18 protein-coding genes are annotated in these 26,983 nt (G+C 76.0%); 11 read left to right on the top strand and 7 right to left on the bottom strand.

Annotation, left to right across the window (positions count from 1 at the left end; all coding sequences use genetic code 11):
* Positions 1-120: 120 nt before the first annotated feature.
* The 5 genes from CLV92_RS02040 to CLV92_RS02060 all read left to right on the top strand — a co-directional run bounded on the left by CLV92_RS02040 (position 121) and on the right by CLV92_RS02060 (position 5,377).
* Positions 121-744: a GDSL-type esterase/lipase family protein gene (locus tag CLV92_RS02040; protein WP_104431074.1), complete on the top strand. Its 624-nt coding sequence runs from the start codon at positions 121-123 to the stop codon at positions 742-744.
* A gap of 64 nt (positions 745-808) precedes the next feature.
* Entirely contained in the window at positions 809-2,542 is a 1,734-nt protein-coding gene (locus tag CLV92_RS02045; protein WP_104431075.1) for a DUF7800 domain-containing protein, read from the top strand.
* Between the two features lie 134 nt (positions 2,543-2,676).
* Positions 2,677-3,594, top strand: coding sequence for an ABC transporter substrate-binding protein (locus CLV92_RS02050; RefSeq protein WP_245886328.1), 918 nt, complete (start codon positions 2,677-2,679; stop codon positions 3,592-3,594).
* Complete coding sequence (locus tag CLV92_RS02055; RefSeq protein WP_245886329.1) at positions 3,591-4,595, top strand: amino acid ABC transporter permease; 1,005 nt, start codon at positions 3,591-3,593, stop codon at positions 4,593-4,595. The genes CLV92_RS02050 and CLV92_RS02055 overlap by 4 nt, the downstream gene beginning before the upstream one ends.
* Positions 4,592-5,377: an amino acid ABC transporter ATP-binding protein gene (locus CLV92_RS02060; protein ID WP_104431076.1), complete on the top strand. Its 786-nt coding sequence runs from the start codon at positions 4,592-4,594 to the stop codon at positions 5,375-5,377. Before CLV92_RS02055 ends, CLV92_RS02060 begins: the two co-directional genes overlap by 4 nt.
* Positions 5,378-5,450: 73 nt before the next feature.
* Here CLV92_RS02060 and CLV92_RS02065 read toward each other — a convergent pair whose 3' ends face one another.
* Positions 5,451-6,551, bottom strand: a complete 1,101-nt coding sequence (locus CLV92_RS02065) for a type IV pilus twitching motility protein PilT (RefSeq protein WP_211290771.1) — start codon at positions 6,549-6,551, stop codon at positions 5,451-5,453.
* Between the two features lie 160 nt (positions 6,552-6,711).
* Between CLV92_RS02065 and CLV92_RS23180 the strand changes: the two genes are divergently transcribed.
* Positions 6,712-6,786, top strand: a complete 75-nt coding sequence (locus tag CLV92_RS23180) for a 50S ribosomal protein bL37 (RefSeq protein ID WP_099052597.1) — start codon at positions 6,712-6,714, stop codon at positions 6,784-6,786.
* A gap of 114 nt (positions 6,787-6,900) precedes the next feature.
* Here CLV92_RS23180 and rsrA read toward each other — a convergent pair whose 3' ends face one another.
* The 3 genes from rsrA to CLV92_RS02080 form a co-directional block, all read right to left on the bottom strand.
* Positions 6,901-7,221: a mycothiol system anti-sigma-R factor gene (gene rsrA, locus CLV92_RS02070; protein WP_211290772.1), complete on the bottom strand. Its 321-nt coding sequence runs from the start codon at positions 7,219-7,221 to the stop codon at positions 6,901-6,903.
* A complete protein-coding gene (locus CLV92_RS02075) occupies positions 7,218-8,000 on the bottom strand; it encodes a sigma-70 family RNA polymerase sigma factor (protein WP_425433549.1) in 783 nt (260 codons plus the stop codon). The genes rsrA and CLV92_RS02075 overlap by 4 nt, the downstream gene beginning before the upstream one ends.
* A gap of 102 nt (positions 8,001-8,102) precedes the next feature.
* Positions 8,103-8,978 (bottom strand): SOS response-associated peptidase, encoded by an 876-nt coding sequence (locus CLV92_RS02080; protein ID WP_211290773.1) that lies wholly within the window; start codon positions 8,976-8,978, stop codon positions 8,103-8,105.
* Positions 8,979-9,001: 23 nt separating this feature from the next.
* Between CLV92_RS02080 and CLV92_RS02085 the strand changes: the two genes are divergently transcribed.
* The 3 genes from CLV92_RS02085 to rsgA are packed head-to-tail and all read left to right on the top strand — an operon-like array spanning position 9,002 to position 12,013.
* Positions 9,002-9,532, top strand: a complete 531-nt coding sequence (locus CLV92_RS02085; protein WP_104431078.1) for a DoxX family membrane protein — start codon at positions 9,002-9,004, stop codon at positions 9,530-9,532.
* 59 nt (positions 9,533-9,591) lie between these two features.
* Positions 9,592-10,932 carry a 3-phosphoshikimate 1-carboxyvinyltransferase gene (gene aroA / locus CLV92_RS02090; protein WP_104431079.1) on the top strand — a complete coding sequence of 447 codons (1,341 nt, stop codon included), beginning with the start codon at positions 9,592-9,594 and terminating at the stop codon, positions 10,930-10,932.
* A gap of 13 nt (positions 10,933-10,945) precedes the next feature.
* Complete coding sequence (gene rsgA, locus CLV92_RS02095) at positions 10,946-12,013, top strand: ribosome small subunit-dependent GTPase A (protein WP_104431080.1); 1,068 nt, start codon at positions 10,946-10,948, stop codon at positions 12,011-12,013.
* Positions 12,014-12,034: 21 nt separating this feature from the next.
* Here the strand turns inward: rsgA and CLV92_RS02100 are convergent, their stop codons facing one another.
* Complete coding sequence (locus tag CLV92_RS02100) at positions 12,035-12,664, bottom strand: vitamin K epoxide reductase family protein (RefSeq protein ID WP_245886331.1); 630 nt, start codon at positions 12,662-12,664, stop codon at positions 12,035-12,037.
* Positions 12,665-12,821: 157 nt separating this feature from the next.
* Here CLV92_RS02100 and hisN point away from each other — a divergent pair, with 157 nt between their 5' ends.
* On the top strand, positions 12,822-13,649 hold the full coding sequence (gene hisN, locus CLV92_RS02105; RefSeq protein WP_104431081.1) for a histidinol-phosphatase: 828 nt from the start codon (positions 12,822-12,824) through the stop codon (positions 13,647-13,649).
* 9 nt (positions 13,650-13,658) lie between these two features.
* Complete coding sequence (locus CLV92_RS02110) at positions 13,659-14,438, top strand: CPBP family intramembrane glutamic endopeptidase (protein WP_211290774.1); 780 nt, start codon at positions 13,659-13,661, stop codon at positions 14,436-14,438.
* Between the two features lie 47 nt (positions 14,439-14,485).
* Here CLV92_RS02110 and CLV92_RS02115 read toward each other — a convergent pair whose 3' ends face one another.
* Both CLV92_RS02115 and CLV92_RS02120 read right to left on the bottom strand, forming a co-directional pair.
* On the bottom strand, positions 14,486-26,299 hold the full coding sequence (locus CLV92_RS02115) for a hybrid non-ribosomal peptide synthetase/type I polyketide synthase (RefSeq protein ID WP_104431298.1): 11,814 nt from the start codon (positions 26,297-26,299) through the stop codon (positions 14,486-14,488).
* Positions 26,296-26,934 (bottom strand): 4'-phosphopantetheinyl transferase family protein, encoded by a 639-nt coding sequence (locus CLV92_RS02120; RefSeq protein ID WP_104431082.1) that lies wholly within the window; start codon positions 26,932-26,934, stop codon positions 26,296-26,298. Before CLV92_RS02120 ends, CLV92_RS02115 begins: the two co-directional genes overlap by 4 nt.
* Between the last annotated feature and the right edge of the window lie 49 nt (positions 26,935-26,983).

A 26,983-nucleotide genomic window follows, 5' to 3' on the forward strand; every position in this document is an offset into this window, starting at 1 on the left:
CCGGCGCTGTCCGGGCCCCGGCGCGGGGCGGATATCCTCGCAGCGCCCCGGCGACGGCCGGGACTGGAGAACGGCGAGCGGCGAACGCCGCGAACGACCCGAGACAGGAGCGCCCCCGGCGTGAGCGAGGACCGCGTCTTCCCAGAGGACCGCTACGACGTGCGCGTCTGCGTCGTGGGCGACGAGTTCGTGACCGGCGTCGGCGACCCGCGTTCCCTGGGCTGGGTCGGCCGGGTGGCCGCCCGCACGCCTCGCGAGGACCGGGAGGTCACCCTCTTCCCCCTCGGCGTCCCCGGGGAGGCCACCACGGAACTCGCGGCGCGCTGGCGGGAGGAGACCGCCCGCCGCTTCGCCGGCGGCGACGAGCACCGGCTGATCATCGGCCTGGGCCACCACGACCTCGACTGCGGCACGACGCTGGCCCGCAGCCGCCTCAACCTGGCCAACGTCCTCGACGAGTGCGAGGCCCGCGGCCTGCCCGCCCTCGTGGTGGGGCCGGCGCCCGTGACCGACGAGGCCCGCAACGAGCGCATCGGCGACCTCGCCGACGCCTTCGCCGACGTCTGCGCCCGCCGCCGGGTCAGCTACGTCGACACCTTCGGCCCGCTGTCCGACCACGAGGACTGGTACGCCGACCTGGCCGCCGGCGACGGCGTGCACCCGGGGCAGTCGGGCTACGGCCTGCTGGCGTGGCTGGTCCTGCACAGCGGCTGGTACGACTGGCTGGGCGTCCCGCAGCCCTGACCGGCGCACCCGCCCGGCCGCGGCGGTGCCTGCGCCGGGCGGGTGCGGCACTAGGGTCCCCCCCATGAGCGCGGCTCACGGCGGCCCTCCCGAGCTCGTCCTCGGGCCGCTGCTGCGCTACGTCGACGAGACCCGCGCCACGGTGTGGGTGGAGACCGACCGCCCCTGCGAGGTCGTGGTAGACGTCGGCGGCGGGGAGGACGCCTCCAGCGGCCGCGCCCCCACCTTCGGCGTCCACGGCCACCACTACGCCCTCGTCGTCGTGCGCGGCCTGCCGTCGGGCGCGGTCCTCCCCTACCGGGTGAGCCTCGACGGGCACGTGGTGTGGCCCGCGGAGGACGGCCCGGGCGGGCCCGGCTCGCCCTTCCCGCCGAGCACCGTCCGCACCCGCGGCGAGACCGGGCGGCACGGCGCGGGGCACCTGCGGCTCTCGTTCGGCTCGTGCCGGCGCGCCGGCGGGGACTCGGCGCCGGAGCTGCGCGCGCTCGGGGCGGACGCCCTCGCGGCCCTCGCCCTGCGGATGGCCGCGACCGCGGAGGACTCCTGGCCGCACGTGCTGCTCCTCGTGGGCGACCAGGTCTACGCCGACATGCCGTCGGAGCCCCTGCGCCGGCGCCTGCGCGAGGCCCACCGCGACAGCCTCGACGCCGACCCGGACGTGCGCGACGAGATCGGCACGTTCGAGGAGTACACCTGGCTGTACCGGGAGACGTGGGGCACCCCCGAGGTGCGCTGGCTGCTGTCGACGGTGCCCTCCTGCATGCTCCTCGACGACCACGACCTGCGCGACGACTGGAACACCTCCCGCACCTGGCGGGAGCGGGTGAGCGCGCAGCCGTGGTGGCGCGACCGGGTCGTCGGCGCCTTCGCCAGCTACTGGGTGCACCAGCACCTGGGCAACCTCTCCCCCGACGACATCGGGAGGGACCCGGTGTGGCGGGCGCTGCACGCCGAGCGCGACGACGCCGGGCGCAGCCGCGTCCTCGACGACTTCGCGTGGCGCGCCGACGCGGAGCCCACCTCGGCACGGTGGAGCTTCCGCCGCGACCTCGGCGACGTCCGGCTCGTCGCGGTGGACTCCCGCTGCTCGCGCGTGCTCGACCCGCGGGCCCGGCGCATGGTCGACCGGACCGAGTGGGCGTGGGTGCGCGAGCAGGTGCTCGACGCGGACGGGCGGGCACCGCGGCACGTCCTGCTCGCCACGACCCTGCCGGTCTTCCTGCCGCGCGCGCTGCACGACCTGGAGGGCTGGGACGAGGCCGTCGCGGAGGGGGCGTGGGGGCGGCGCTGGGCGCGGGCCGGGGAGCGGCTGCGGCAGGCCGCGGACCTGGAGCACTGGGCGGCCTTCCGCGCCTCCTTCGCCGAGTTCACCGACCTGCTGGCCGAGCTGTGCTCCCCCGCCCGGGCCGGGGCGCCGCGCAGCGTCCTCGTGCTGTCCGGCGACGTCCACTGCAGCTACTCCGCCGAGGTCCGCCTGCCCGGTGTGGACCCGGCCCGCACCGCGGTGCACCAGCTCGTCATGTCGCCCTTCCGCAACCCGATGGAGCGGCTGCTGCGGGCGGCCATCGTGGGTTTCGAGACCCGGCCCCTGCGCTCGGTGCTGGCGCGGCTGGCCCGCTCCGCGGGCGTGGCGGCCGACGGGGTCTCGTGGCGGGTGACGCACGGGCCGTGGTTCGCCAACGGCGTCACGACGCTGGACGTGGCCGGGGAGCGGGCGACCGCGGAGGTCGACCACGCCCTCGTCGTCGGGGGGCGGCAGCTCCTCGAGCGCACCGCCGACGTCCCGGTGCAGGGCTGAGGGTGCGCAGCCGGGCAGCGCACCGAAGTGTTGCGAGTGCATCTCGGTGCGGAACCGGTGCGCAGTATGGGCAGACGCAGCGGGTCGAGTAGTCCAGACTGTCCACCCTCAGTCCCAGACCAGGAGGTTCTCCCGTGGCCCATCGCCGGTCGTTCCTGCTCATGTGCGGCACCGTCGCCGCCACCGCGCTCGCGGTCACCAGCTGCGGTTCCGACTCGCTCAGCGGCGCCCCCAGCTCCCCCGGCTCCACGGGGAGCCCCACCTCCTCGGCCGCGGCCCCCAGCGCCGACACGTCCCTGCAGGACTCCCTCCCGCAGGCCCTGAAGGACTCCGGCGTGCTGCGCGTCGGCACCAACGCCGAGTACCCGCCCAACGAGTACCTGGAGGGCGGCGAGGTCGCCGGCCTGGGCATCGACGTCATGAACGCCGTCGCCGCCAAGCTCGGCCTGGAGACGGAGTACACCAACGCGCCGTTCGACAGCCTGATCATCGGTGTGGCCGCCAACCGCTACGACGCGGCCGTCTCCTCCTTCACGATCAACGAGGAGCGCAAGAAGGAGGTCAACATGGTCAGCTACTTCGAGGCGGGCAGCCAGTGGGCCACCCTGGCGGACAACCCCTCCGGCCTCGACCCGGCCTCCCCCTGCGGCAAGCGCGTGGCCGTGCAGACCGGCACCGTGCAGGCCGACGAGGACCTGCCCGCCCGCAACAAGGAGTGCGTCGACGCCGGCAAGCCGGCGATCGAGGTCCTGACGTTCTCCAGCCAGCAGGACGCGACCGCGGCCCTGGTCGCCAACCGCGTCGACGCCACGGTGGCGGACTCCCCGATCATCGCCTACGCCGTGAAGCAGACCAACGGCCAGCTCGAGGCCGTCGGCGACGTCTACGACTCGGCGCCGTACGGCATCGTCATCCCGAAGGACCAGCCCGAGCTCGCGGAGGCGGTGGCGGAGGCGCTGAAGGCCCTGGAGGAGGACGGCACCTACGCCCAGGTCCTGCAGAAGTGGGGCAACGAGGACGGGGCCATCGACGACTTCGCCGTCAACCCGTGAGTGCGCAGCCTCCCGTCAGCGCGGACGGGCAGGCCGGCGCGAGCGCCGAGGAGCGACCGGGCCGCATCGAGGCGGTCCCGGTCCGCCACCCGGGGCGGTGGGTGGCCGTCGCGGTCATCGCCGTCCTGGTGGCCATGTTCCTGCACCTCCTGCTGACGAACCCGGTCTTCAACTGGCCGTTCGTCTTCGAGGCCATGAACCAGCGCGTGGTCATCGAGGGGTTCATCTACGGGACCCTCCTGGTGACGCTGGGCGCGATGGTCGTCGGCGTCGTCGGCGGCGTGATCCTCGCGGTGATGCGGCTGTCGCCGAACCCGGTGCTGTCGGGTGTCTCGTGGGTCTTCACGTGGTTCTTCCGCGGGATCCCGCGCCTGGTGCTGCTGACGTTCACGGGCGGCATCGGCGCGCTGTTCGCGACGGGGCTCTCGATCGGGGTCCCGTTCGACTTCCTGCTGGACCGCTGGTTCGGCACCGGTGAGCTGCGTCTGTTCACCCTCAGCCAGACCGAGATCAACGTCCTCGTCGGCTCGATCTTCGGCGGCATCATCGGCCTGGGGCTGTCGGAGGCGGCCTACATGGCCGAGATCGCCCGGGCGGGCATCCTCAGCGTCGACCGCGGCCAGCAGGAGGCCGCCGAGGCGCTGGGCATGACCCGGTCGCAGACGATGCGCCGGATCGTGCTGCCGCAGGCGATGCGCGTCATCGTGCCGCCGACGGGCAACGAGGTCACGGCGATGCTGAAGGACACCTCGCTGCTCATCGGCATCCCGGTGACGGCGGAGCTGTTCTTCCAGCTGCGCAACATCGGCAGCACGACGTACCAGCTCATCCCGGTCTTCGTGGCGGCGATCCTGTACTACCTGGCCGCCACGAGCGTGCTGATGGTGGGCCAGTACTTCCTGGAGAAGCGCTTCGGGCGCGGCTTCGGCTCGCGGATGGCACCCAAGCCGAAGGCCGCCGCGGGCGCCGGGGCCGGCGCGGCGACGGGGGGCGCGAAGTGAGCCCGGAGCAGCCGCTCGTCCGTGCGCTGAACGTCCACAAGGCGTTCGGGCACGTCGAGGTCCTCAAGGGCATCGACCTGCAGGTGGAGAGGGGGCAGGTCGTGTGCCTGCTGGGGCCCTCCGGCTCCGGCAAGACGACGTTCCTGCGCTGCATCAACCAGTTGGAGACGTTCGACGGCGGGCGGATCTGGGTCGACGGCAAGCTCATCGGCTACGAGGAGCGCGGCGGGCGCCTGCACCGGCTGACGGACAAGCGGATCGCCGCGCAGCGCCGCGACATCGGCATGGTGTTCCAGCGCTTCAACCTCTTCCCCCACATGACGGCGCTGGAGAACGTCACGGAGGGGCCCTGCCAGGTCCGCGGCGTCTCGAAGCGGGAGGCCAAGCTGGAGGCGCTGGCGCTGCTGGAGCGGGTCGGCCTCTCCGACCGGGCGGGCAACTACCCCTCGCAGCTCTCCGGCGGTCAGCAGCAGCGCGTGGCGATCGCGCGGGCGCTGGCGATGAAGCCGAAGCTCATGCTGTTCGACGAGCCGACCTCGGCGCTGGACCCGGAGCTCGTCGGCGAGGTGCTCGAGGTCATGAAGGAGCTCGCCGCCGAGGGCACCACGATGATCGTGGTCACGCACGAGGTGGCGTTCGCCCGCGACGTGGCCGACGAGGTGGTGTTCATGGACGGCGGCGTGGTCGTCGAGCGCGGCACCCCGGCGGAGGTCCTCGGCGCCCCCAAGGAGGACCGCACCCGGACCTTCCTCACGCGGATGCGGTCCGAGCACCACGCCTGAGGCGGAGCCGGCGGCGAGGCTGGGGGCGGGTCCGGACGGACCCGCCCCCAGCCCGTCCCGGCGCGGTGACGGCTCAGGCCACCAGGCCGAGGCGACGCAGCTCCACCAGCAGGTCGTGCGGGTTGCTCGCCGCGTGCTGGGCGTCCTCCAGCGTCACGACGCCGTCGCGGACCAGCGCCACCAGGTGCTGGTCGAACGTCTGCATCGCGTAGAAGCCGCCCTCCTTGATGAGGTCGGTGATGTGGTGAGTCTTCTCCGGGTCCGAGATCGCCTCGGCGATGCGACCGGTGTTGACGCAGATCTCCATGACCACGCACCGGCCCTGCCCGTCCGCCCGCGGGACCAGCCGCTGGCACACGATGCCGCGCAGCGCACCGGCCAGCGCCAGGCGGATCTGCTTCTGCTCGTGCGGGGGGAAGAAGTCGATGATGCGGCTGATGGTCTCCGCCGCGTCGATGGTGTGCAGGGTGGACATGACGAAGTGGCCGGTCTCCGACGCCGACAGCGCCGCCTTGACGGTCTCCTCGTCGCGCATCTCGCCGACGAGGATGACGTCGGGGTCCTGGCGCATCGCGGCGCGCAGCGCGGTGGCGAAGTCCTGCGTGTCCAGCCGCACCTCGCGCTGGTTGATCATCGAGAGCTTGTCCGAGTGCATGACCTCGATGGGGTCCTCGATGGTGACGATGTGGGACTCGCGGGTGGAGTTGATGTGGTCGATCATCCCCGCCAGCGTCGTCGTCTTGCCCGAGCCCGTCGGGCCGGTGACCAGCAGCAGCCCGCGCGGCTCGAGCGAGAGCTGCTCCAGCACCGCGGGGACGCCCAGGTCGCGCAGGGCGATGGCGCTCACCGAGACGCGGCGCAGGACCATCGCCACCGTGCCGCGCTGACGGAAGGCGTTGACGCGGAAGCGCCCCCCGCCGTCGGGGCTGTAGGCGAAGTCGGCCTCGTTCGTGCGGGCGAACTGCTCGCGCAGGTCGGCGCGCAGGATCTCCTCCAGCATCAGCTCCGTGTCGACCGGGGTCAGCGCCGGCGACTGGAGGGCGCGGAGCCTGCCGTCGATGCGGACCCGGGGCGGCGAGCCGGCCTTGAGGTGCAGGTCGGAACCGCGCAACTGCACCAGGGCCTGCAGGAAGGGCGAGATGGCCAGGGCGGAGCCCGTGTCGAGGAGGGTCACCCCGCGTGGATCGGCACCGCCGGGTGGGACCTTGACAGCCGCCGCCCCCGGCGGGGCGGGGGATCACCCGGGCGGACGTGGGAGCATGGCAGCAGCACCAGCACGAACCGCCAGCGCGAGCCCCGCCGCCTGGCGCCGCAGACCGGAAGGAGGACCCCGCATGAGCAAGCGAGGCCGCAAGCGCCGTTCGCGCAAGGGCAACGCCGCCAACCACGGCAAGCGCCCCAACGCCTGAGACGGCCCCTCCGCGCTCCACGGCGGCCCGACACGGCCGCCGGGAGACGGAAGCCAGCACGCAGCAGGAGGGCCCGGCGGTCGAGACCGCCGGGCCCTCCGCCGTCCTGGGAGGTCAGCCCCCGTAGGTGGCGCGCACCTCGGTGATCCTCAGGAGGATCTTCGCCCGCAGCTCCAGCGGCGCGGCGTCGCAGGCGCAGCTTCGCCGCACGAGCGCCTTGAGGTGCTCGCTCGCGTCGTACTCCCGCAGGCAGGGCGCGCACTCCAGCAGGTGCCGCCGGATCTTGTCGCAGTCGAGGGGGCCCAGCTCGCCGTCGATGTACTCGAACGCCCGGTCGAGGACCTCGCGGCACACCTGCTTCTCACCGGCCGGCCGCGGATCCGCCTGCCCGGCCCCGGGCCCGGAGAGCGCCGTGGGCTGTGCGCCGTCGTTCACGCCGCACCCCCGGCGCCCCGCGTCGCGGCCGACACGCCGCGCTCCCGCGCGTAGTCCTGCAGCAGGTCGCGCAGCTGCCGCCGCCCCCGGTGCAAGCGCGACATGACCGTCCCGATCGGCGTGCCCATGATCTCGGCGATCTCCTTGTAGGCGAAGCCCTCCACGTCCGCGAGGTACACCGCCATGCGGAACTCGTCGGGGATCGACTGCAGGGCTTCCTTCACGTCGGAGTCGGGCAGGTGGTCCAGCGCCTCGGTCTCCGCCGACTTCAGCCCGGAGGAGGTGTGCGACTCGGCGCGCGCGAGCTGCCAGTCCTCGATCTCGTCGCTGTGCGACTGCTGGGGCTCCCGCTGCTTCTTCCGGTACGTGTTGATGTACGTGTTCGTCAGGATGCGGTAGAGCCAGGCCTTGAGGTTGGTCCCCGGCGCGTACTGGTGGAACGAGGCGTAGGCCTTCGCGAAGGCGTCCTGCACCAGGTCCTCGGCGTCGGCCGGGTTCCGCGTCATCCGCAGCGCCGCGGAGTAGAGCTGGTCGAGGAAGGGCAGCGCGTCCTGCTCGAAGCGGGCCGCGCGCTCGTCGGCGGTCTCGCCCGAGGGGGCCCGGGAGGTCTGCTCGGTCATCGCCGTCGAGCCTAGTCGCCAGGCCGCGACCGCGCCGGGTGAGCGGGTGCCGGGACGACATCGCGGCCCGCCCGCGCAGGGCGGTCGGACCGGCGCCCGGGGGCCGGGTCGTGCCGGTCCGCGACGGGCGGCCGGCTGCGGATCGCGTGCCAGGAGCATGCACGGCAGAACGCCGCCGCCGGGTGAGCCATTCCGGGGCGCGGCGCTGCCGGAGCGCCGTCCCGCGGCCGGCCCGGCGCCCGGGCTCGCGGGCGCACCGGATCAGGACCCGATGACCTCCCCCGTCCGCAGGTCCACCACGCCCTCCAGCTCCGCCGCCGGGGCGGGGTCCAGCAGGCCGGGGTCCTGCGCCCGCACGTTGCCCACCCGGCGCGAGACGGGGAAGGCGTCCAGGGCGGTCTCGAAGAGGTCGCGCGGCACGGCCTCCAGCACCTCCCGCACCTCCTCGGGCTCCGCCCGCTCCGGCTCCAGCCAGGCGTCGCGCAGGTCCGCGGGGACGACCAGCGGCATCCGGTCGTGCAGCCGGTCCAGGCCCGGCTCGGCCTCCGTCGTGATGATCGCGAACGACACGAGCCAGCGGTCCGGGTCGTCGTCGGGGCGGTCGCGGTCGCGCCAGAACTCGTAGATCCCCGCCAGCGACAGCCGCGAGCCGTCCCGGGAGCGCACCGCGAAGGGCTGCGTGCGCGGCTTGCCGCCGGCGCCCTCCGCCAGCGGGCTGCGCTGCCACTCGTACCAGGCGTCGACCGGCACGAGGCAGCGCCGGGCCACGGCCGCCTTCGCGAAGGCGGGCTTCTCCAGCAGCGTCTCCACCCGGGCGTTGACCATCCGGTTGCCCACGGAGGGGTCCTTCGCCCAGCTCGGCACCAGGCCCCAGCGCAGGCGGCGCAGCGAGCGCACCGGCAGCGCCTCCGGCTCGCCCTTCGGCACCCGCTCCAGCACCACCGGCGGTGACGTCGTCGGCGCCACGTTCAGGCCCGGCGCGCCCTCGGCGCTGCCGGGCGTGCCGCCGACGGTGTCCTCGTCGACCTCGAACTCCTCCACGAGGTCGGCGGCACCGGTCCTGAGGGCATACCTCCCGCACACGGGGGCCAGCTTGCCATCGGGCACCGACTCCGGCAGCGGAGGTGCGGTGATCACGAACCTGCGGTAGGCATCCCCCCATGATTCTGGTCCGCCGCCTCGCCCGCCCGCTGATCGCCGCCTACTTCGTCAAGTGCGGGATCGACCAGGTCCGCCGCGCGAAGGAGCTGGCGCCGCAGGCCGAACCGGTCACCGACGCCGTCGCCGGCCCGCTGGGCCTGCCCGGGGACCCGGAGCTCCTGGTGCGCGCCAACGGCGCCGCGATGGCCGGCGCCGGGGCCCTCTTCGCCCTGGGCCGGATGCCGCGGCTGTCGGCGCTCGTGATGGCCACGACCATGGCCCCCACCGCCTGCGCGGCCCACCCGTTCTGGACGGCGCGCGACACCGAGCGCCGCGCGGAGGAGCTCGGGGCCTTCCTCAAGCACGCCGGCCTCCTCGGCGCCGCCCTGCTCGCCGCGGTCGACACGGCCGGCAAGCCGGGGGTGACGTGGCGGGGCAAGCGGCTGGCGCGCGACGCCCGCCGCGCCGCGAAGGTCGCCGCCGGCCAGGCCCGCCACGCCGCCACGGTGAGCGCCAAGGACGTCCAGCTCGCGGTCGAGCGACTGCACTGAGACGCGCCCCGGGGGTGGGGCTGCGGAGGGCAGCGGCTCGGCGCTGGAACAATGGCGGCGTGAGTTCATCCACCCCGAGTTCACCTGCACCCGTCGCGGCCGTCGCCGACCCGTGGCCGGCTCCGGTCGCGGACGGCCCCGTGGACGCCGTCGTGACGGTGCCGGGCTCGAAGTCCCTGACCAACCGCTACCTCGTCGTGGCGGCGCTGGCGGCCCGCGACTCCCGGCTGCGCGACCCGCTGCGCTCCCGCGACACCGAGCTCATGGCACGTGCCGTGGGCAGCCTCGGCGTGGGGGTGGAGGACGCCGAGGCCGACTGGATCCTGCGTCCGGGCGCCCTGCGCGGCGGCTCCGAGGTCGACTGCGGGCTCGCGGGCACGGTCATGCGCTTCCTGCCCCCGGTGGCCGCCCTCGCGGACGGCGACGTGCGCTTCGACGGCGACCCGCGCGCCCGGGAGCGGCCCATGGCTGACCTGCTGGGGGCGCTGCGCTCCCTCGGGGTCGAGGTCGAGGACGAGGGCCGCGGGACGCTGCCGTTCACCGTCCGCGGCCGCGGTGGCCTGCGCGGCGGCACCGTCGTCCTGGACGCCTCGCGCTCCAGCCAGTTCGTCTCGGCGCTGCTGCTCGTCGGCTCCCGCTGCAGCCAGGGCCTGACCGTGCGCCACGAGGGCGGGCCCCTGCCCAGCCGGCCGCACGTGCAGATGACGGTGGAGGTGCTGCGCGACGTCGGCGCGGTCGTCGACGACAGCGTCGAGGGCACCTGGCACGTCGAGCCCGGTGAGCTCAACGGCCTGGACGTCCAGGTCGAGCCCGACCTGTCCAACGCCGCGCCGTTCCTGGCGGCGGCCGCGGTGACGCAGGGCCGGGTGCTGGTCCCGGGCTGGCCGCAGTCCACCACCCAGGCGGGCGACCTCCTGCGCGACGTCCTCGACCAGATGGGCGCCGACGTCTCCCTCGACCGCGACGGGCTGCTGGTGCAGGGCACCGGCGAGCTCTACGGCATCGACCTGGACCTGCGCGAGGCCGGGGAGCTGACCCCGGTGATCGCCGCCCTGGCCGCGCTGTCGGACTCCCCCTCCCAGCTGCGGGGGATCGGCCACCTGCGCGGGCACGAGACCGACCGGCTGGCGGCGCTGGCGACGGAGCTCAACCGGCTCGGCGGGGACGTCACGGAGACGGAGGACGGCCTGCTGGTGCGGCCGCGCCCCCTGCACGGCGCCGTGTTCGAGACCTACGCCGACCACCGGATGGCGACGGCGGGGGCTCTCCTGGGCCTGCGCGTGCCCGGCGTGCTCGTCGCCGACGTGGCCACCACGCGCAAGACCCTGCCGGACTTCCCGGGGATGTGGCGGCGGATGCTCACCGCCGAGGGCGACGTGCCGGCCGCGGCACGGGCCTGAGGGAGCTCCCCCGGTGCCCGCCGACCGCCGTCCGCGCCGCTACGACGAGGACGACGTCCGGATCCGCCCGAACCGGCACGGGTCCCGGCCGCGCACGAAGGAGCGCCCGTCGCACTCCGACGCGGTGCAGGCCTTCGTGGTGGCCGTGGACCGGGGCCGCTCCACCTGCCTCGTAGGCGCGGGCAACCTCGGCGCGCTCGGCCCGGACGCGCCGGGGGCACGGCTGGTGACGGCGATGCGGGCACGGGAGCTGGGCCGGCAGAAGGTGGTCGTCGGGGACCTCGTCGCCCTCGTCGGCGACGTCAGCGGGCAGCCCGACGCCCTGGCGCGCATCGTGCGCATCGAGGAGCGGCGCTCGGTGCTGCGCCGGACCGCCGACGACACCGACCCGGTCGAGCGGGTCGTCGTCGCCAACGCGGACCAGCTGGTGCTGGTCACGGCGGTCGCCGACCCGGAGCCGCGCCCGCGGCTGGTGGACCGCTGCCTCGTCGCGGCCTACGACGCCGGGATGACGCCGCTGCTGTGCCTGACCAAGGCGGACCTGCGCCCTCCGGAGGAGGTGCTGTCCACGTGGGCGCCGCTGGGGCTGGAGGCGGTGAGCACCTCCCGGCGCGAGGCCGCCGAGGGTGCGCAGATCGCGGGCCTGGACGAGCTGCGGGCGCGCCTGACGGGACGGGTGAGCGTCCTCGTCGGGCACTCGGGCGTAGGCAAGTCCACCCTCGTCAACGCGCTCGTGCCGAGCGCCCGGCGCGCGACGGGCCGCGTCAACGACGTCACCGGCCGCGGCCGGCACACGTCGACCTCCGCGGCGGCCCTGGCCCTGGAGGGCGGCGGCTGGGTGATCGACACCCCGGGCATCCGCTCCTTCGGCCTGGCCCACGTGGACCCGGAGCGCGTGCTGCTCGCCTTCCCCGACCTGGTGCCCGCCACGGCGGACTGCCCCCGCGGCTGCACCCACGACGAGCCGGAGTGCGGGCTGGACGGGTTCGTCGAGGCGGGCGGGGCGGGCGCGGCCGGTCCGGTGCGGCTGGTGTCCCTGCGGCGCCTGCTGCGGGCGCGCTCCTCCGAGAGCGGGGACTGATCCCGCCACCGGCGGCCGCCCTCAGGGCAGCAGGGTGCGCCAGTAGCTCCAGAACTCCACCCCGACGACGCCGAGCAGCGCGGCGCAGGTCAGGGCGACGAGCAGCAGCCGGTAGTCGACCAGGGTGCGCGCCAGGGGGCGCAGCGCCGCGGGCACCGGCAGCACGCCCCGGTCCAGAGCGTCGGCGGTGCTGATCCAGAACAGCGGGACCATCACCGCCCACACGAGCATGCAGTACGGGCAGAGGGCGCGGATGACGAAGACGCTCTGCACGACCAGCCAGGCGGTGAAGGCCGTCGCCGCCGCCGTGCCCACCCAGAACCCCAGCCGCACCCATCGCGGCAGCGGCGTCCCGGCCAGCAGCAGCACGCCGAGGGTGAGGGGCACCGGGAAGGCCATGAGCCCGAGGAACGGGTTCGGGAACCCCAGGACCGCCGCCTGCGGCTGGGTCATCACGGCACCGCAGGCGAGGACGGGGTTCAGGCTGCACGAGGGGACGTGGGCGGGATCGAGCAGCAGCCGGTAGCGCTCCACGGACAGGACGAGGGCGGCGGCGAGGCCGAGGGCGCCGGCGAGCGCGAGCAGCAGCCCGAGCCGGCGCGGCGGCACGGGCAGGTCCGACAGGTGCTGCTCCGGATCCGTCGTCGGCACTCCCCCGCCCCTTCCCGTCCGGCGCGGCGCCCGGTGCGGCGCGCCCGGCGCCATCCTGCCGGGCGTTCCCGGGCGCCGGCTCGGGAGCCCGCCCTCCCCGGGGCGCAGCGGACCGGGTCCGCGGCCGCGGCCGGCGCGGGCGGTAGCGTTCCGGCTCGTGCCGCCCTCCTCCACCGCCACCCGCTACGACGACGACCTGCGCCTGGCCCACGTCATCGCCGACCAGGTCGACGGCCTGACGATGGACCGCTTCCGGGCGCGCGACCTGCGGGTGGAGACGAAGCCGGACCTGACGCCGGTGACGGACGCCGACCGGGCCGCGGAGGAGCTGGTGCGCTCGCAGCTCAAGCGCACCCGGCCCCGGGACTCGGTGCTGGGCGAGGAGTACGGCCTCGTGGGCCACGGGCAGCGGCAGTGGGTGGTGGACCCCATCGACGGCACGAAGAACTTCGTCCGCGGGGTGCCGGTGTGGGCCACGCTCATCGCCCTGCTCGACGACGGCGTGCCGGTGCTGGGCGTGGTCTCGGCCCCGGCGCTGGGGAAGCGCTGGTGGGCCTCGCGCGGCTCGGGGGCCTGGTCCGGGCGCAGCCTGGCCTCGGCGGTGCGCCTGTCCGTGTCGGGGGTGCGCTCGCTGGCGGACGCGTCGTTCGCGTACTCCTCGCTGAGCGGCTGGGAGGAGGCGGGGCGCCTGGAGGGGTTCCTGGAGCTGTCCCGGCGGGTGTGGCGCACCCGCGGCTACGGCGACTTCTGGTCGTACATGCTGCTGGCGGAGGGCGCCGTGGACGTGGCGGCGGAGCCGGAGCTGGCGCTGCACGACATGGCGGCGCTGGTGCCGATCGTGGAGGAGGCGGGGGGTCGCTTCACCTCCCGCGACGGCGTCGACGGCTGCGGCGGCGGCAACGCGGTGGTGACCAACGGCCACCTGCACGAGGAGGCGCTGCGCTACCTGGGCACGGGGGCGCACGTGCCGGCGGCCGGGGCCTGAGGCGCGCCCGTGGTCGTCCCCGCGCTCCCGGCCGGCCTGACGCGGCGGCTGGTCGTCTGGGAGCTGGTCGCGGTGTTCGCGGTCTCCCTGGGTGCCAGCGGCCTGCGCGCCCTGGTGAACTTCGTCGGTGCCGTGACGGCGCCCGCGCCGCTGTCGTCGCAGCGGGCGACGGTGCTGGGCTCCTTCACCCCCGACCGGCCGTGGCTGGACCTGGCCTACCACCTGGTCTCCATCGCCACGGGGCTTGCGCCGGTGCTGCTGGTGGCGTACCTGCTGGTGCGCAGCGGGGAGTCGCTGCGCACCATCGGGGTGGACGCCAGTCGGCCGGGCTCCGACCTGGGCCGGGGCCTGGCCCTGGCTGCGGCGATCGGCTCGACGGGCCTGGTGTTCTACCTGGCCACCGTCGCCCTCGGCATCAACAAGATGGTGGTGGCCTCGTCGCTGCCGGACGTGTGGTGGGCGGTGCCGGTGCAGGTGCTGGCCGCCGCGGAGAACGGCATCCTCGAGGAGGTCCTCGTCGCGGGGTTCCTGCTGCACCGCCTGGCGCAGCTCGGGGTGGGGCGCGGCCGCGCGCTCGTCATCAGCTCGCTGCTGCGGGGCTCGTACCACCTGTACCAGGGCGCGGGCGGGTTCCTGGGCAACGTCATCATGGGTTTCGTCTTCGGCTGGCTGTACCAGCGCTGGGGGCGGGCGATGCCGCTGGTCGTCGCGCACACGGCGATCGACGTGGGGGCGTTCGTGGGCTTCGCCCTCCTGGCGGGGCGGGTGAGCTGGCTGCCGGGGGCCTGACGCGCCCTCGGCGGGCGGGGCGTCGCCGCGCTCGGCCCCGACCGGAGCTACCGGCGAGGCTGCACCGGCTGCCGCAGCAGGTGCAGCGGTGCCGGTTCGACACCGAGGTCCGTCAGCGCCCGCCAGTGGGCGAGGGCGAGCGCCTCGTCGACCAGGCCGTGGACCGGGGGGAGGCCAGGGCGGACCACGTGCACCAGTGCCTCCAGCTGGCACGACGGGACGGTGCCGGGGATGCGGTGGCCGGTCAGGTGCCGGGCGTACGGGCGGAGCACGGGGTCGTCGGCGGGTGTCTGCGTCGACGGGCCCGCCGTGAGCAGGCCGCCGCCGACCACGACCACGTCACCGCGCTCGGCCATCCGACGGGTGGCGGTGCGGGGGTCGAAGCAGTGCGGGAAGGAGTCGTCGACGACGATCGCGCCCGCGCGCAGCGAGTCGACGTCCAGGACGCGGCGGTGCCCGCTGACGGCTGCGATGACCAGGTCCGCCTCGTGCACCGCGGCCGGCGCCCGTCCGTCCGGCCCGCACACCGCGACCTCGGCGCGGTGTCCGCGCGCTCTCGACTCCTCGGCCAGCCGGCCGAGGTGTGCGGCGCGGCCGGGAACGTCGCACAGCAGCAGACGCGCGGGCGCACCGGGTCCGAGGGTCAGCAGGAGCCGCAGCGACGACCAGCCGATGGAGCCGAGACCGACCACCGCCAGCGTGCACCCGTCGAGCCGGGTGCCGGTCGCGGCGAGGGCGAGGCGTGTGGTCGCCACCACCGACGCCGCGGTCACGGCGTGCCCGGTGGTCACGCGGGGAGCGTCCGGCGGCAGGGCCCGCACGACCTCGAAGCCGTAGCCGGTGTGCGCCGGGACCATCCCGGCCAGGGAGACCGCGGCCGCTCCGAGCCGGGCGGCGGTCTCGACGGCCCGCGCGACGTGCCGGGCCAGCGGAGCGCCGGCGGCCGGGCCCAGTTCGTCGGCGAAGACCGGGAGGCAGAGGAAGCCGGAGCGCCCGAGCGGTGTCGTCAGCTCCTCCAGCAGGCGGGGTCGGCCGTCGGGGAACAGCGCCGACCTGATCGACTCGCGCAGCCCGTCGGAGACCGGGAGGCCGGCCCGCGCCGCGAGCTCCTCCGGTGCCGGCAGGTACCCGACCAGCGCCGCGTCCAGCGACCGCGTCGCCGGGGTGACCGGCGCGGACGGCTGCGCGATGACCGGGCGGGCTGCCGAGGTGGCGCTGCCTCCCCGGGCGGCGTCGGTCAGCTCCCGCCGCACCTGCGCCGCCAAGTTCTCGAGGTCCGCGGGAGGCAGCACCCCGGCGGAGCAGCGCAGGGTCACCTGCAGGCCCGCTGCGCCCGGTCGCGCGGTGAGCAGCAGGTCCGTGCCGACCCGTGGCGGCTCGAGGTCGGTGCCCTCGTCCCAGGCCAGTGACAGCCGCCCGCCGCCGATCGGCCCGAGTGCCTCGAAGTCGAGGTAGCTGAACAGGAACTGGCCGCCGAACGACGACACGGACCCCGCGGAGGTGCCACGCCGGACGCGCTGCCGGATCGTCGCCCCGTCCCCCCGGGCCCGGTCGACGGCTGCCGCGACCTCCCGCACCTGCGCGGGGAAGGACGCTGCCGTGCCGTGCAGCCGCACCGGGACCACCGTCGCGAACGGCCCGACCACCCGGTGCACGTCGGGTAGGGCGTGGTCACGTCCGGCGACCGCCACCCCGAGCAGCAGGTCGGCCTGGCCGGTCAGCCGCGCCAGGGCCCGGTGGTAGGCGGCGAGCACCGGCGCGAAGGGCGTGGCACCGGCCGCGGCCGCGCAGTCCCGCAGCGCGACGGTGAGCTCGTGGTCGAGGGTGAACGCCGTCCTGCCCGGTGCCGCCGAGGCCGCCTCGGGCCGGCGGAGCACGGGCGGGACGTAGCCGGGGCCCGCCTCGGCCCGGGCCTCGGCGGCCTCCCCGCCCTCCTGCCGCAGGAGCTCGACGTGGTCCCGGAACGTGCTGCGCAGCGGCGGCAGGCTCCGCGTCCTCCCGTCGGCGACCTCGTCGTAGAGCGACAGCAGGTCCTGCACCAGGACGACCGCGCTGTAGCCGTCGCCGAGCAGGTGGTGAGCATGGACGACGAGGGCGTGCCGCCCGGGGCCGGTCCGCAGGACCTGCAGCCGCGCCAGCGGCCAGGAGGAGGCGTCGAGGCGGTGGGCCCGTTCCTCGGCCAGCCGCTGCGCCAGCTCCCCCGGATCCACGGAGCGGAAGCGGACGGGGATGCGCGCAGGCTGGTCCACCTCCTCCTGCACCGGCGGGCGCCGGTCGGCAGCGATCGCGGTCCGCAGCATGGGGTGCCGCTGCACGAGGCGGTCGACGGCGGTCTGGAAGTGCCCCGCATCCAGCTCGCCGGTCAGGCTGAAGCAGGCCAGCCAGCTCGTGCGGGCCCCCGGCGAGAGCGCCTCCGCCAGGAGGAACCCGCGCTGCGACGCGCTCAGCGGGAACGGCCCCGTCGTGCTCCGGCGGGGGCGATGCGGGGCAGGAGCCGCCTCGGCTGCGTCGACGGCGGCGGCCAGGCCGGCCAGCGTGCGGTGCCGGTGGAGCGCGCCGGGTGCGGGCAGGGCCGGGCGGTGCGGCTCCAGCTGGGCGAAGACCTCCAGCACGCCGATCGAGTCGCCGCCGAGGGCGAAGAAGTCGTCCTCGCGCGACACCTCCGCGACGCCGAGCAGCCGCTGCCACACCGAGGCGACGAGCTGCTCGGTCGGGGTGCGCGGTGGTGTCCGGTGCGGGCTCTGCGGGTGGGCCGGCGCCGGGGTGCCGGGCAGGCGGGCACGGTCCAGCTTCCCGGTCGCGGTGAGCGGCAGCTCGCCGACGACGGCCAGCCGGGCGGGGACCAGGTAGTCGGGCAGCCGCTCCGCCAGGTGGGCGCGGAGCTGCTCGGCCGTCGGGTCCGGACCGTCGCCCCGCAGCAGGACGTAGCCGACGAGGCGCGTCGTCCGCCCGTCGGGGGCCGGCTGGGCGACTACGGCGGCCCTCTCCACGGCCGGGTGCTCGCGCAGCACCGCCTCGGCCTCGCCGGGCTCGACCCGGTGGCCGCGGACCTTCACCTGCTCGTCGGTCCGGCCGAGGAACTCCAGGGCTCCGTCGTCCCGGCGGGCGACCCGGTCGCCGGTGCGGTACCAGCGGAGCCCGTCGCGGACGGGGAAGGCCCGCTCGGTCTGCTCGGGGTCGTCGAGGTACCCGGGGGTCAGGCCGGGGCCCGCCACCCACAGCTCCCCCGGCTCCCCGGCGGCGCACCCCGCGCCGTTGGGGCCGACGACGTCCACCACCGCCCCCGCCACCGGGAAGCCGATCGGGATGCGGTTCATCGCGTCGTCAGGCCGGCGGTCGACGACGTGGCAGGTGGCGTTGACGGTCGCCTCGGTCGGCCCGTACAGGTTCACGATGCGCTGCGCCGGCCCGAAGAGGTCGAACCAGCGGCGGACCGGCACGGGCGACAGGGCCTCCCCGCCGACGTGCACCCACCGCAGCGCCGACAGGTCGGGGGTGCCGCCGCCGGAGGCGACCTGCCGCTCGGCGGTGCGCAGGAGCTGCTCCCACAGCGTCGGCACCGAGCTCCAGACGGTGACCCGGCCCTGCTCGACCAGGTCGAGCAGCACCCGCGGGTCCCGTACCGCCTCGCGCGAGGCGGTGACGACGGTGGCCCCGACCAGCAGCGGCGCGAGCAGCTGCCGGACCGAGGCGTCGAAGCAGATCGACGCGGTGGCCAGCATCCGGTCGCCCGCCCGGTAGCCGAAGGCGCCGACCGCCCAGCCCAGGTAGGTGGACACGGCGCGGTGGGTGATCGGGACGCCCTTCGGCCGGCCGGTCGTGCCGGAGGTGAAGGTCACGTAGGCGATGTCGTCCGCGGCCGGCCGGGCGGGCGGCGCGTCGGGTGCGTCACCCACCGCTCCGCTGTCCACCTCGAGGACACGCAGGGGCGCGAGGAGCGAGGCGGCGCAGCGCGTCTCCGAGTCGCACACCACGGTGGTGGCGTGCGCCCGGTCCACGAGGTCGCGCAGCCGGGCCGGGGGGTGGGTGGGGTCCAGGGGGACCCAGGCCGCCCCGGAGTAGAGGATGCCGAGGAGTCCGATCACCGTCGCCGGACCCGGCGGCGTCAACAGGGCGACGCGGTCGCCCGCCCCGGTGCCGTCGACGCGCAGGCGGGCGGAGAGCCGGCGGGCCGCGCGGTCCAGCGCTCCGTAGCTCAGGGAGGTGCCGGCGTGCTCGACCGCGACCGCCTCCGGTGCGCGTCGGCACTGCCGCGCGATGCGCAGGGCGAGCGAGTCCTCCGGCGCCCCCGGTCCCGGTGCTGCGGGTTCCTGGTCCGGCCGGGTGGCCCCCACCAGCTCGGCCAGCAGGTCGTCGCTGAGGCGCTCCAGCGTGGCCGGGGTGAAGAGACGAGCCGGGTGGTTCCAGGAGAAGCGGAGGGCACCGTCGAACTCCCAGCAGAGCAGGCTCAGCCCCGTCGCCGCCGAGGCCGTCCGCGCGGCGGTCTCCACGATCCGCACCGGGCAGTCGGTCGGCAGCTCGGCCGGGAAGCGGGCGAAGCTGAAGCCGGCCACAGCGGTCCCCGGCGCGGCGGGCAGCAGGCGGGCCAGGTCCAGCGAGCTCACGCTCCCGTGCTCCTCGGCGTCGCGCCACGCCGCCCGCACGACGGGCGCCAGTGCGGCGGTGCCCGGCACGTCGGTCCCGACCGAGAGGGGCAGGGTGTCGGCGAAGGGGCCGACCACTCCCCCGATGCCCGCGAGCCGGGTACCCCGACCGGCCCGTGCCACGTTGACGGTGACGCGCTGCCGGCCGGTCCGGCCTGCCAGCGTGCGCGCAAAGGCTGCGAGCACCAGGTGGAACAGGGAGACGTCCAGCGCGGCCGCCCGGGTCCGCAGGGCGGCGGTGAGCGCGGCGTCGATGCCGAACTGCCGCGCGGTCAGCGGCGGGGCCGGTGCCTCGTCGGGATCCCCGTCGCAGGGCGGTTCCGCGACGGGCTCCGGCGTCCGCAGCCGTTCACCCCAGTGGTCGAGGTCGGCGACGAAGGCACCCGACCTCCGTTCCGTCGCGACGAGGTCGGCGTGGTCGCGGAACGTCGACGGCAGGGCCGGCAGTTCGACGGGACGGTGCTGCGACAGGGCGGTGTAGACCCGCCACAGCTCGGCGCAGAGCAGGTTGAGGCTGGCTCCGTCTGCGGCGGCGTGGTGGAGGAGGAGCAGCAGCGAGGCGCGGTCGGCGTCCTCCCGGAGCAGGACCGCGCGCAGCGGGGGTCCGGTCGCGAGGTCGAGGACGCGGTTGCACAGCGCGTCCTCGGCGTCGTGGAGCGAGCCGGTCAGCGACCGGACCTCGAACCACTCCGGCCAGTCCGCGCCCCCTGGCGGTTCGACCTCCTGGCGCGGACGGCCGTCGACGGTGCGGATCCGCAGCCGCAGCATCGGGTGGCGGCGCTGCAGCAGGCTCAGGGAACGGGCGAGCAGCGCCGGGTCGGGGCCGCCGGTGAGGGTCTGCCGGAGGTAGGCGTAGGCAGGCACGTCGGGGTGCAGCAGGCCGCTGGTGTGGAAGGCCAGTTGCACCGGCGTCAGGGGGAACGGCCCCGTCTCCCGCGGCGCGTCCGGCGCCGGGGACGGCCCGGGGGCGACGGTCTGGCTTCCCGCCAGGTGGGCCGACAGTTGCGCGATCGACGGGTGCTCGAACAGCAGCGTGGTGGGCAGCTCCCGTCCGAGCTCGCGCTCGAGCCTGCGGACGAGGTCGACCGCGGCGAGGGAATCCAGCCCCATGGTCAGCAGCGACGCCTCCTCGTCGAGGTCCTCCGGGTGACGGCCCAGCTCAGCGGCGATCAAGCCGGCCACCACGTCGCGCGGTGCGCGCGCGGTCCGGTCCGCGGATGCGGGCGCGAGCGGCGGTCCCTCGGCCGGCGCCGGTGCTGGAACCGGCGGGAGGCGACGCCGGGGGGCGGGCGCGAGCGGGGGGCCGACCGGCTCGGGGCCCCTCACGAGCAGCTGCGCGGCGTCGACCGACGGCGCGTCCAGCACCGCCCCGGCCGCGGCCTGCGGGTCGACCTGCGGCACGTCCGCGACGGCGGCCAGGGCGCGGAAGGCCGCCGAGTCGGCCATGCCGGTGCCGGTCCAGGCGGCGAGGTTGAGCACCTGCATCGGTCGTCCGGCGTGCGCCTCGGCTGCCGCGAACGCGTCGAGGAACGAGTTCGCGGCGGCGTAGGCGCCGAGCCCACCGGCGTGACCCGGGAGGACGGAGGCGATCGAGGAGAGGGCGACGAAGGCTCCCGGCCGGTTGCCGGCGAGGTCCAGCGCGCGGGCGAGCAGCAGGGTGCCCTGCACCTTCGGGGCGCAGACCGCCGCCACGGCCGGGACCGACGTCGAGGCGAGCGTGCCCGGCTCCAGCAGCCCGGCGGCGTGGAGGACCCCGTCCAGCCTGGGCAGGGCGTCCACCAGGCCGGCCACGTCCACCGGCTGCGAGAGGTCCGCGCGGTGGTACCGGACCCGCGCACCCACCGCGGCGAGCTCCGCGACCAGGGCTCCCGGCGGGCGGGCGGTGCGCCCGACCAGGTGGAGGTCGGGGACGCCGCGGTCGGCGAGCGCCCGGGCCAGCGCAGCGCCGACACCGCCCGCACCGCCGGTGATCAGGTAGCACCCGTCCGCCGGCAGCGGGGGGCGGTCGGCCACGACCCCGGCGGCCAACGGCACCCTGGACAGCCGGCGCCCGCCGCGCCAGGCCACCGACTCGGCCGGGCCGGGCGCCGGCGGCGCGTCCAGCTCACGCACCAGCGCGTCGAGCCGGGCGGCGGTGTCGTCGAGGCTCGACAGGTCGACGAGCCGGAGCGGCTGCCGCCGGACTTCCTCGGGGAGCGCCAGCGCCAGACCGGCCAGGACCGCCTGACCGGGGCGGGCGCACTCGGTCGCCGCACCGGTCACGGCGACGTCCTCGGTGACGAGGAGCAGCGGGACGGGCCGCTCGGCCAGGAACCTCGCCAGCGGCAGGACGGTGCCCGCGGCGTCACGGGTCGAGGCGTCCAGGGCGTCGACGTCGTCGAGTTCCGCGCTCGGGCCGGCGAGCACGACCAGCACCGACACGTCCGGCAGCCCGGCCAGGTCCGGCAGTGCGCACGTGTGCACCGCGATGCCCCGCCTCGTGAGCCGTCGCGACAGAGCCGGGACGAGGTCGGGGTGTGCGCCGACGAGGCCGACCGACGCCAGCACGGCACCGGCCGGCAGGGGGGTCTCGCGCCAGTCGAAACGGCGCAGCAGCGCCGACGGCGGGCGGTCCACCGAACCGTCCGTCTCGCCCCTGCCCACCGTGCCCGGCAGCCAGTGGGGCACCCGCTGGAACGGGTAGGTCGGCACCGGCACGCGCGGCCGAGGCGGATCCTCGGGTGGCGGGTGGATCGGTGCGCCGCGCTCCCACAGCCGGCCGACTGTGCCGAGGAAGGCCGCCGCGTCGTCGTCGCCGTCGGAGGCGGAGCCGAGGGCGGACAGGACCGCGACGTCCGAGGACGGCTGCAGGGCGCGCACCGCGGCGGCGACGAGGCCGCACAGCGCGGCGCCCGGCCCGACGGTGACGAGCGTGTCGTACCCCTCGGACAGCAACCGCTCGAGGACGGGGTGGAACAGCACCGGGCTGCGTGCGTGGTCGAGGAGGTACGCGGCGTCCAGTCGCGGGTTCCACTGCACGCTCACCGTGCTGAGCAGCGGCGTGCGCCACGCCCCCGGCGCGAGCCGGGCCGCGGCCGACCGCAGCCCGTCCAGCGCCGGATCCACGCCCGGGGAGTGGAAGGCCCGCGAGACCGCCAGCCGCCGCCCCGGCAGGCCCCGCCGGGACAGCGCGGCCAGCACCGCGTCCACCGCGCTCCCGGGGCCCGAGACCACCACCTGGGACGGCCCGTTGACGGCGGCCACCACGGCCTCGTCGCCGGCCGCCGCCAGCACCTCCCGGACCTCTTCGGTGGAGGCGTCCACCGCGGCCATCGCACCTGCGGCGCAGCGCTCCTGCATCAGCCGCCCGCGCTCGGCGGCGAAGCGCACCGCCTCGCGCGGGTCCAGCGCGCCGGCCACGGCGGCCGCGGCCAGCTCGCCGACGCTGTGCCCGGCCACCGCGTCGGGGCGCACCCCCCACGCCCGCAGCTGCGCGGCGAGCGCGATCCCGTGCGCCACCAGCAGCGGCTGGGCGACGTCCGTTCTCGCGAGCTCCCCCGGCTCGACGTCGTCGAGCGACCAGGCGAGCAGGCTGCGACCGCGGACCTCCCCCGCGGCCCCGGACAGCTCCTCCACCACCTGCCGGTAGACCGGCTGCGACCGCAGCGCCCGGCCGAGCCCCGGCACCTGGGTGCCTTGGCCGGAGAACAGCAGTGCGGTCCTCGGGCGGCGCCGCGCGACGGCACCGGTCGTAGCGGCGCCCTCCAGCCGGTCGGCGAGGTCACCATCGACGGTCAGCGCCAGGCGGTGCGGGCGGTGGTCGCGGGCCGTGCTCGCACTGCGGACGAGGTCCGCTTCGTGCAGGTGGGGGTGCGCCCGGACGTGGGCGGCGAGTTCACGGGCTGCCGCCCGCAGCGCCGCTCCGGTCGCCGCGGAGAGGGTCAGCAGGTGCGGCCCGGGCGGCGGGGGCGACGACGGCCCGGGCCGGGGCGCCTCCTCCAGGATGACGTGCGCGTTCGTGCCGCCGAACCCGAACCCGTTGACGCCGGCCCGCAGCGGCAGTCCACCGGTCCACTCCCGGGGTTCGCGGACCACCTCGAGGCCCGCGGCGGCGAGGTCGAACGCGGCGGACGGTTCCTCGTGGTGCAGGGTCGGCGGCAGCGCGCGGTGGCTCAGGCTGAGGACCACCTTGACCAGGCTGGGCATCCCCGCGGAGTTGAGCAGGTGCCCGACGTTGGTCTTGACCGACCCCAGCCACCGCCGTCCGACGGCCGGGGCGGGGAACGTGCGCATCAGCGACCGCGCCTCGATCGGGTCCCCGATCGCGGTGCCCGTCCCGTGCGCCTCCACGTAGCTCACGGTCGCCGGGTCGATGCCGGCGTCGCGGTACGCCCGGGCGATCACGGCCTCCTGCAGTTGCGGGTTGGGCGCCATCAGGCTCAGCGAGCGCCCGTCGTTGTTCACGGTGCTGCCGCGAACCACGGCCAGCACCGGGTCCCCGGCCGCCCGCGCCACCGACAGCGGTTCGAGGACGAGGGCAGCCGCTCCCTCGCCGGGGACGAACCCGTCCGCGGCGGAGCTGAAGGCGCGGCAGCGGCCCGTCGGGGACAGCGCCTGCGCCGCCTCCAGCAGCCGGTGGCCGGTGGGGGTCAGGTTCAGACTGACCCCGCCCACGACGGCGGCGTCGCACTCGCCCGCCTCGAGGCTGCGCCGGGCCAGGTGCAGCGCGACCAGCGCGGAGGAGCAGGCGGTGTCGACGGCCAGCACCGGGCCGGAGAGGTCGAGGTGGTGCGCCACCCGCGCCGCGATGAGGTTGCGCAGGTTGCCCACCAGGGCCGAGGGGGGCACCGGCGCGCCGCTGTCCAGGGCCCGCTGCAGCAGGGTCGGGTAGCCGCTCTCGCCGACGGCGACGAAGACCCCGATGCGCCGGCCGCGTCGGCGCTCCCCCGCGTAGCCGGCGCGCTCCAGGGCCTCGTGGGCCACCTCGAGGAAGATGCGGGCGTGGGGGTCCGTGACGCCGGCCTCCGCGGCGTCGAGCCCGAAGAACCCCGCGTCGAAACCGGCGACATCGTCGAGGAACGCGCCCCACCGGGCCGTGGCCCCAGGGTTTGGCCGCCACCGGGCGGACGGCACCTCGGTGACGCTGTCGCGTCCCGCGCACAGGTTGCGCCAGAACGCCTCCGGGGTGTCGGCGTCGGGGAGGCGACAGGCCATCCCGACGACCGCTGCGGGATCCGCCGGCGGCGGCGCCTCGACCTCGCGGGGCGCGGGCTCCGCTCTCCGAGGCGCCGCCTCGGGAACACCCGCCAGTTCCTCGGCCAGCGCCGCGACGGTGGCGCAGTTCCGCAGCAGGGACTGCGGCAGCGGCCCGCCGAACTCGGTCTCCAGTTCGGCGAGCACGTGCAGCGCGGCCAGGGACGAACCACCGACGGCCAGGAACCGGTCGTCGCGGGAGATCGACGAGGCCGGCACGCCGAGCACCTCCGCCCAGATCCGGGTGATGCGCTCCTCGATGCCGGAACGGGTCGACGGCGGCGCGGAGGCGGTTCCCCCCGCGCTCATCCGGGCGGCGACCTCCGCCTCCAGCGCGGCGAACCGCCCAGCGGTCAGCCGCTCCCGCAGCACCGAGCGTTGGACCTTGCCGCTCGTGGTGCGGGGGAAGTCCTCCGGGGGGATCGGCAGCACGCAGACGTCACCGTGGCCCAGGGCCTCGCGGACGCGCGCCCGCACGGCGGCCAGCACCGGGACCAGGCCGTCGTCCAGCGGCTGGCGCGACGTCACGAACACGGCGACCCGCTCGGTGCCGCCTGCGGGATCGGTGCGGCCGACGACGGCGACCCGCCCGGGCGGTGCGCCGGGAGTGGCGAGCGCCACCTGCTCGAGGTCGCAGGCGTGGAACTTCTGGCCGGCGACGAACACCACGTCCTTGGCGCGGCCGGTCACGCACAGCCGGCCGCGGCGGAGGAAGCCCAGGTCGCCGGTGCGCAGCCAGCCGTCGGCGAAGGTCCGGGCGGTCTCCTCCGGCTGCCCGGAGTAGCCGCCGGCGACGTTCGGCCCGCGGAACTCGACGTGCCCGACCCGCGAGTCGGCCAGCACCTCCCCCTCGTCCCCGACGACGCGCAACTCACCGCCCGGCACCGCGTAGCCGACGTCGAGGAGCTCCACGGGCGGCGGGCCGCCGGGTACCGGTTCGACGTCGACCGCGCGGCCGTCCGACAGTTCCCGCCGGTCCAGGACGAGCGGGCGGGCGACCTCGCCCAGCGGCGGGAACGCCACCGCCAGCGTCGCCTCCGCCAGCCCGTAGAGCGGGGCCAGCGCGCTCGGCCGGAGCCCGGAGGGACGCATGTGCTGGGAGAACGCGCGCCACATCGGCACCGGGATCGGCTCGGCACCGACGCCGACCAAGCGCACAGAGCGCAGGTCCAGCGCGGCGACCTCCTCCGCCGTCACGCGCCTGACCGTCAGCGCCAGCGCGAAGCTCGCCATCGGCAGCAGCGTGGCGCCGTGCCGGGCGGCGGCCTCGTACCAGAGCGCCGGTCGTGCCCCGAAGTCCGCCGGGTCGAGCTTGACCTGCTTCAGCTGCAGCGACAGCGGGGTGAGGTGGGCGCCGATCAGGCCCATGTCGTGGGAGTACGGCAGCCAGCTGACCATCACGTCCGACTCCGTCACCGCACCGGCCGCGCGGGCCTGCCGGAGGTTGGCGACGACGTTGGCGTGGCTGAGCACGACCCCCTTCGGGGCGCCGGTGCTGCCGGAGGAGAACTGCAGGAACGCGACGTCCGCGGCATCCGGCCGGTGCACCCGGGACAGCGGGTCGGCCAGCCGCAGTTCGTCCAGCGCGAGCATCCGGGGTCCGGACGGCGCACCGGCCCCCGGCAGGTGCCCCGGCGGGCGGGTGACGTCGGCGCCGGCCAGCAGCGGCGGCCGGCCCAGCTGCGCCCACACCGCCGCGACCTTCGCCGGCACCGGGGCCAGCGGCACGGGCACCAGCCCCGCGGCGAGCGCACCCCAGAAGCCGGTCAGGAAGTCGGTGCCGGCGCCCGCCAGCACGATCACGGGCGAGCCGGGTTCCGCGCCGGCGGTGCGCAGTCCCCCGGCGACGCGCAGGGACTCCTGCAGCAGTTCGTCGTAGCGCAGCACACGCTCATCGCCGTCCGCCGCGGTCCGGACGACCACCTGCTCGGGCGCGACCTCGGCGGCGTTGAGGAGGACGTCGAGGAGGGTGCCGTCGCGGCTCACGGGTCCCGCTCCCAGCACACGGTGAGGTGCACCCCGTCCGCCGGGTTCGAGGACCGGAACCCCCAGCGGGCCCCCTCCGCCCCGCCCAGGCGGGGTTCCGTTGCGCTGCAGTCCAGCGCGACGGTCCGCGGATCGCGCCCGAGGCCGGTCCCGGTCGCCTTCAGGTACGCCTCCTTGGCGGTCCACAGCCTCAGGAAGCGCTCCTGCCGCCCCGCCGCGTCGGGCGCGTCCTCGAACCAGTCCAGCTCACCGGCCGACAGGCAGCGACGGGCGAGCGCCGGAGTGGTCGCCCGGGGGCCCTCGACGTCGACCCCGACCCGCCCGCCGGTGTGCGTGGCCACGGTGACCCAGCCGCCGCCGTGGGACAGGCTGACGTCGAGCGGCGGGTCGGCGACCGGACGGCCGGTGGGGGTGCGCCGCACCGACGCGCCGAGATCGGCGGCGAGTCGTCGGAGGAGGTGCCAGCCGAGCGCCGAGTCCTGCCGGTCCTCCCACCGCTGCAGCCGCGCCAGCCGGTGCTGCTCGGCGGACGGCAGGCCGGCGAGCAGCGCCGACCACGCGGGTGGCGCGAGCCGGGGACCGCGCGGCACCACGACGAGGTGCGCCGGCGGGGCGGGGGCGGCGTCGCTCTGCATCGGCACCGATCCTGCCACTGTGCCCGCTCGGGGGGTGCTGCCCCGCGGC

The sequence above is a fragment of the Kineococcus xinjiangensis genome, assembly GCF_002934625.1.
Lineage (GTDB): Bacteria > Actinomycetota > Actinomycetes > Actinomycetales > Kineococcaceae > Kineococcus_A > Kineococcus_A xinjiangensis.

Excerpts from the sequence above, each read along its gene's own strand:
- CLV92_RS02045 (WP_104431075.1), top strand. The coding sequence starts at position 809 with ATGAGCGCGGCTCACGGCGGCCCTCCCGAGCTCGTCCTCGGGCCGCTG.
- CLV92_RS02075 (WP_425433549.1), bottom strand. The coding sequence starts at position 8,000 with ATGCTCCTGGCACGCGATCCGCAGCCGGCCGCCCGTCGCGGACCGGCA.
- CLV92_RS02085 (WP_104431078.1), top strand. The coding sequence starts at position 9,002 with ATGATTCTGGTCCGCCGCCTCGCCCGCCCGCTGATCGCCGCCTACTTC.
- CLV92_RS02120 (WP_104431082.1), bottom strand. The coding sequence starts at position 26,934 with ATGCAGAGCGACGCCGCCCCCGCCCCGCCGGCGCACCTCGTCGTGGTG.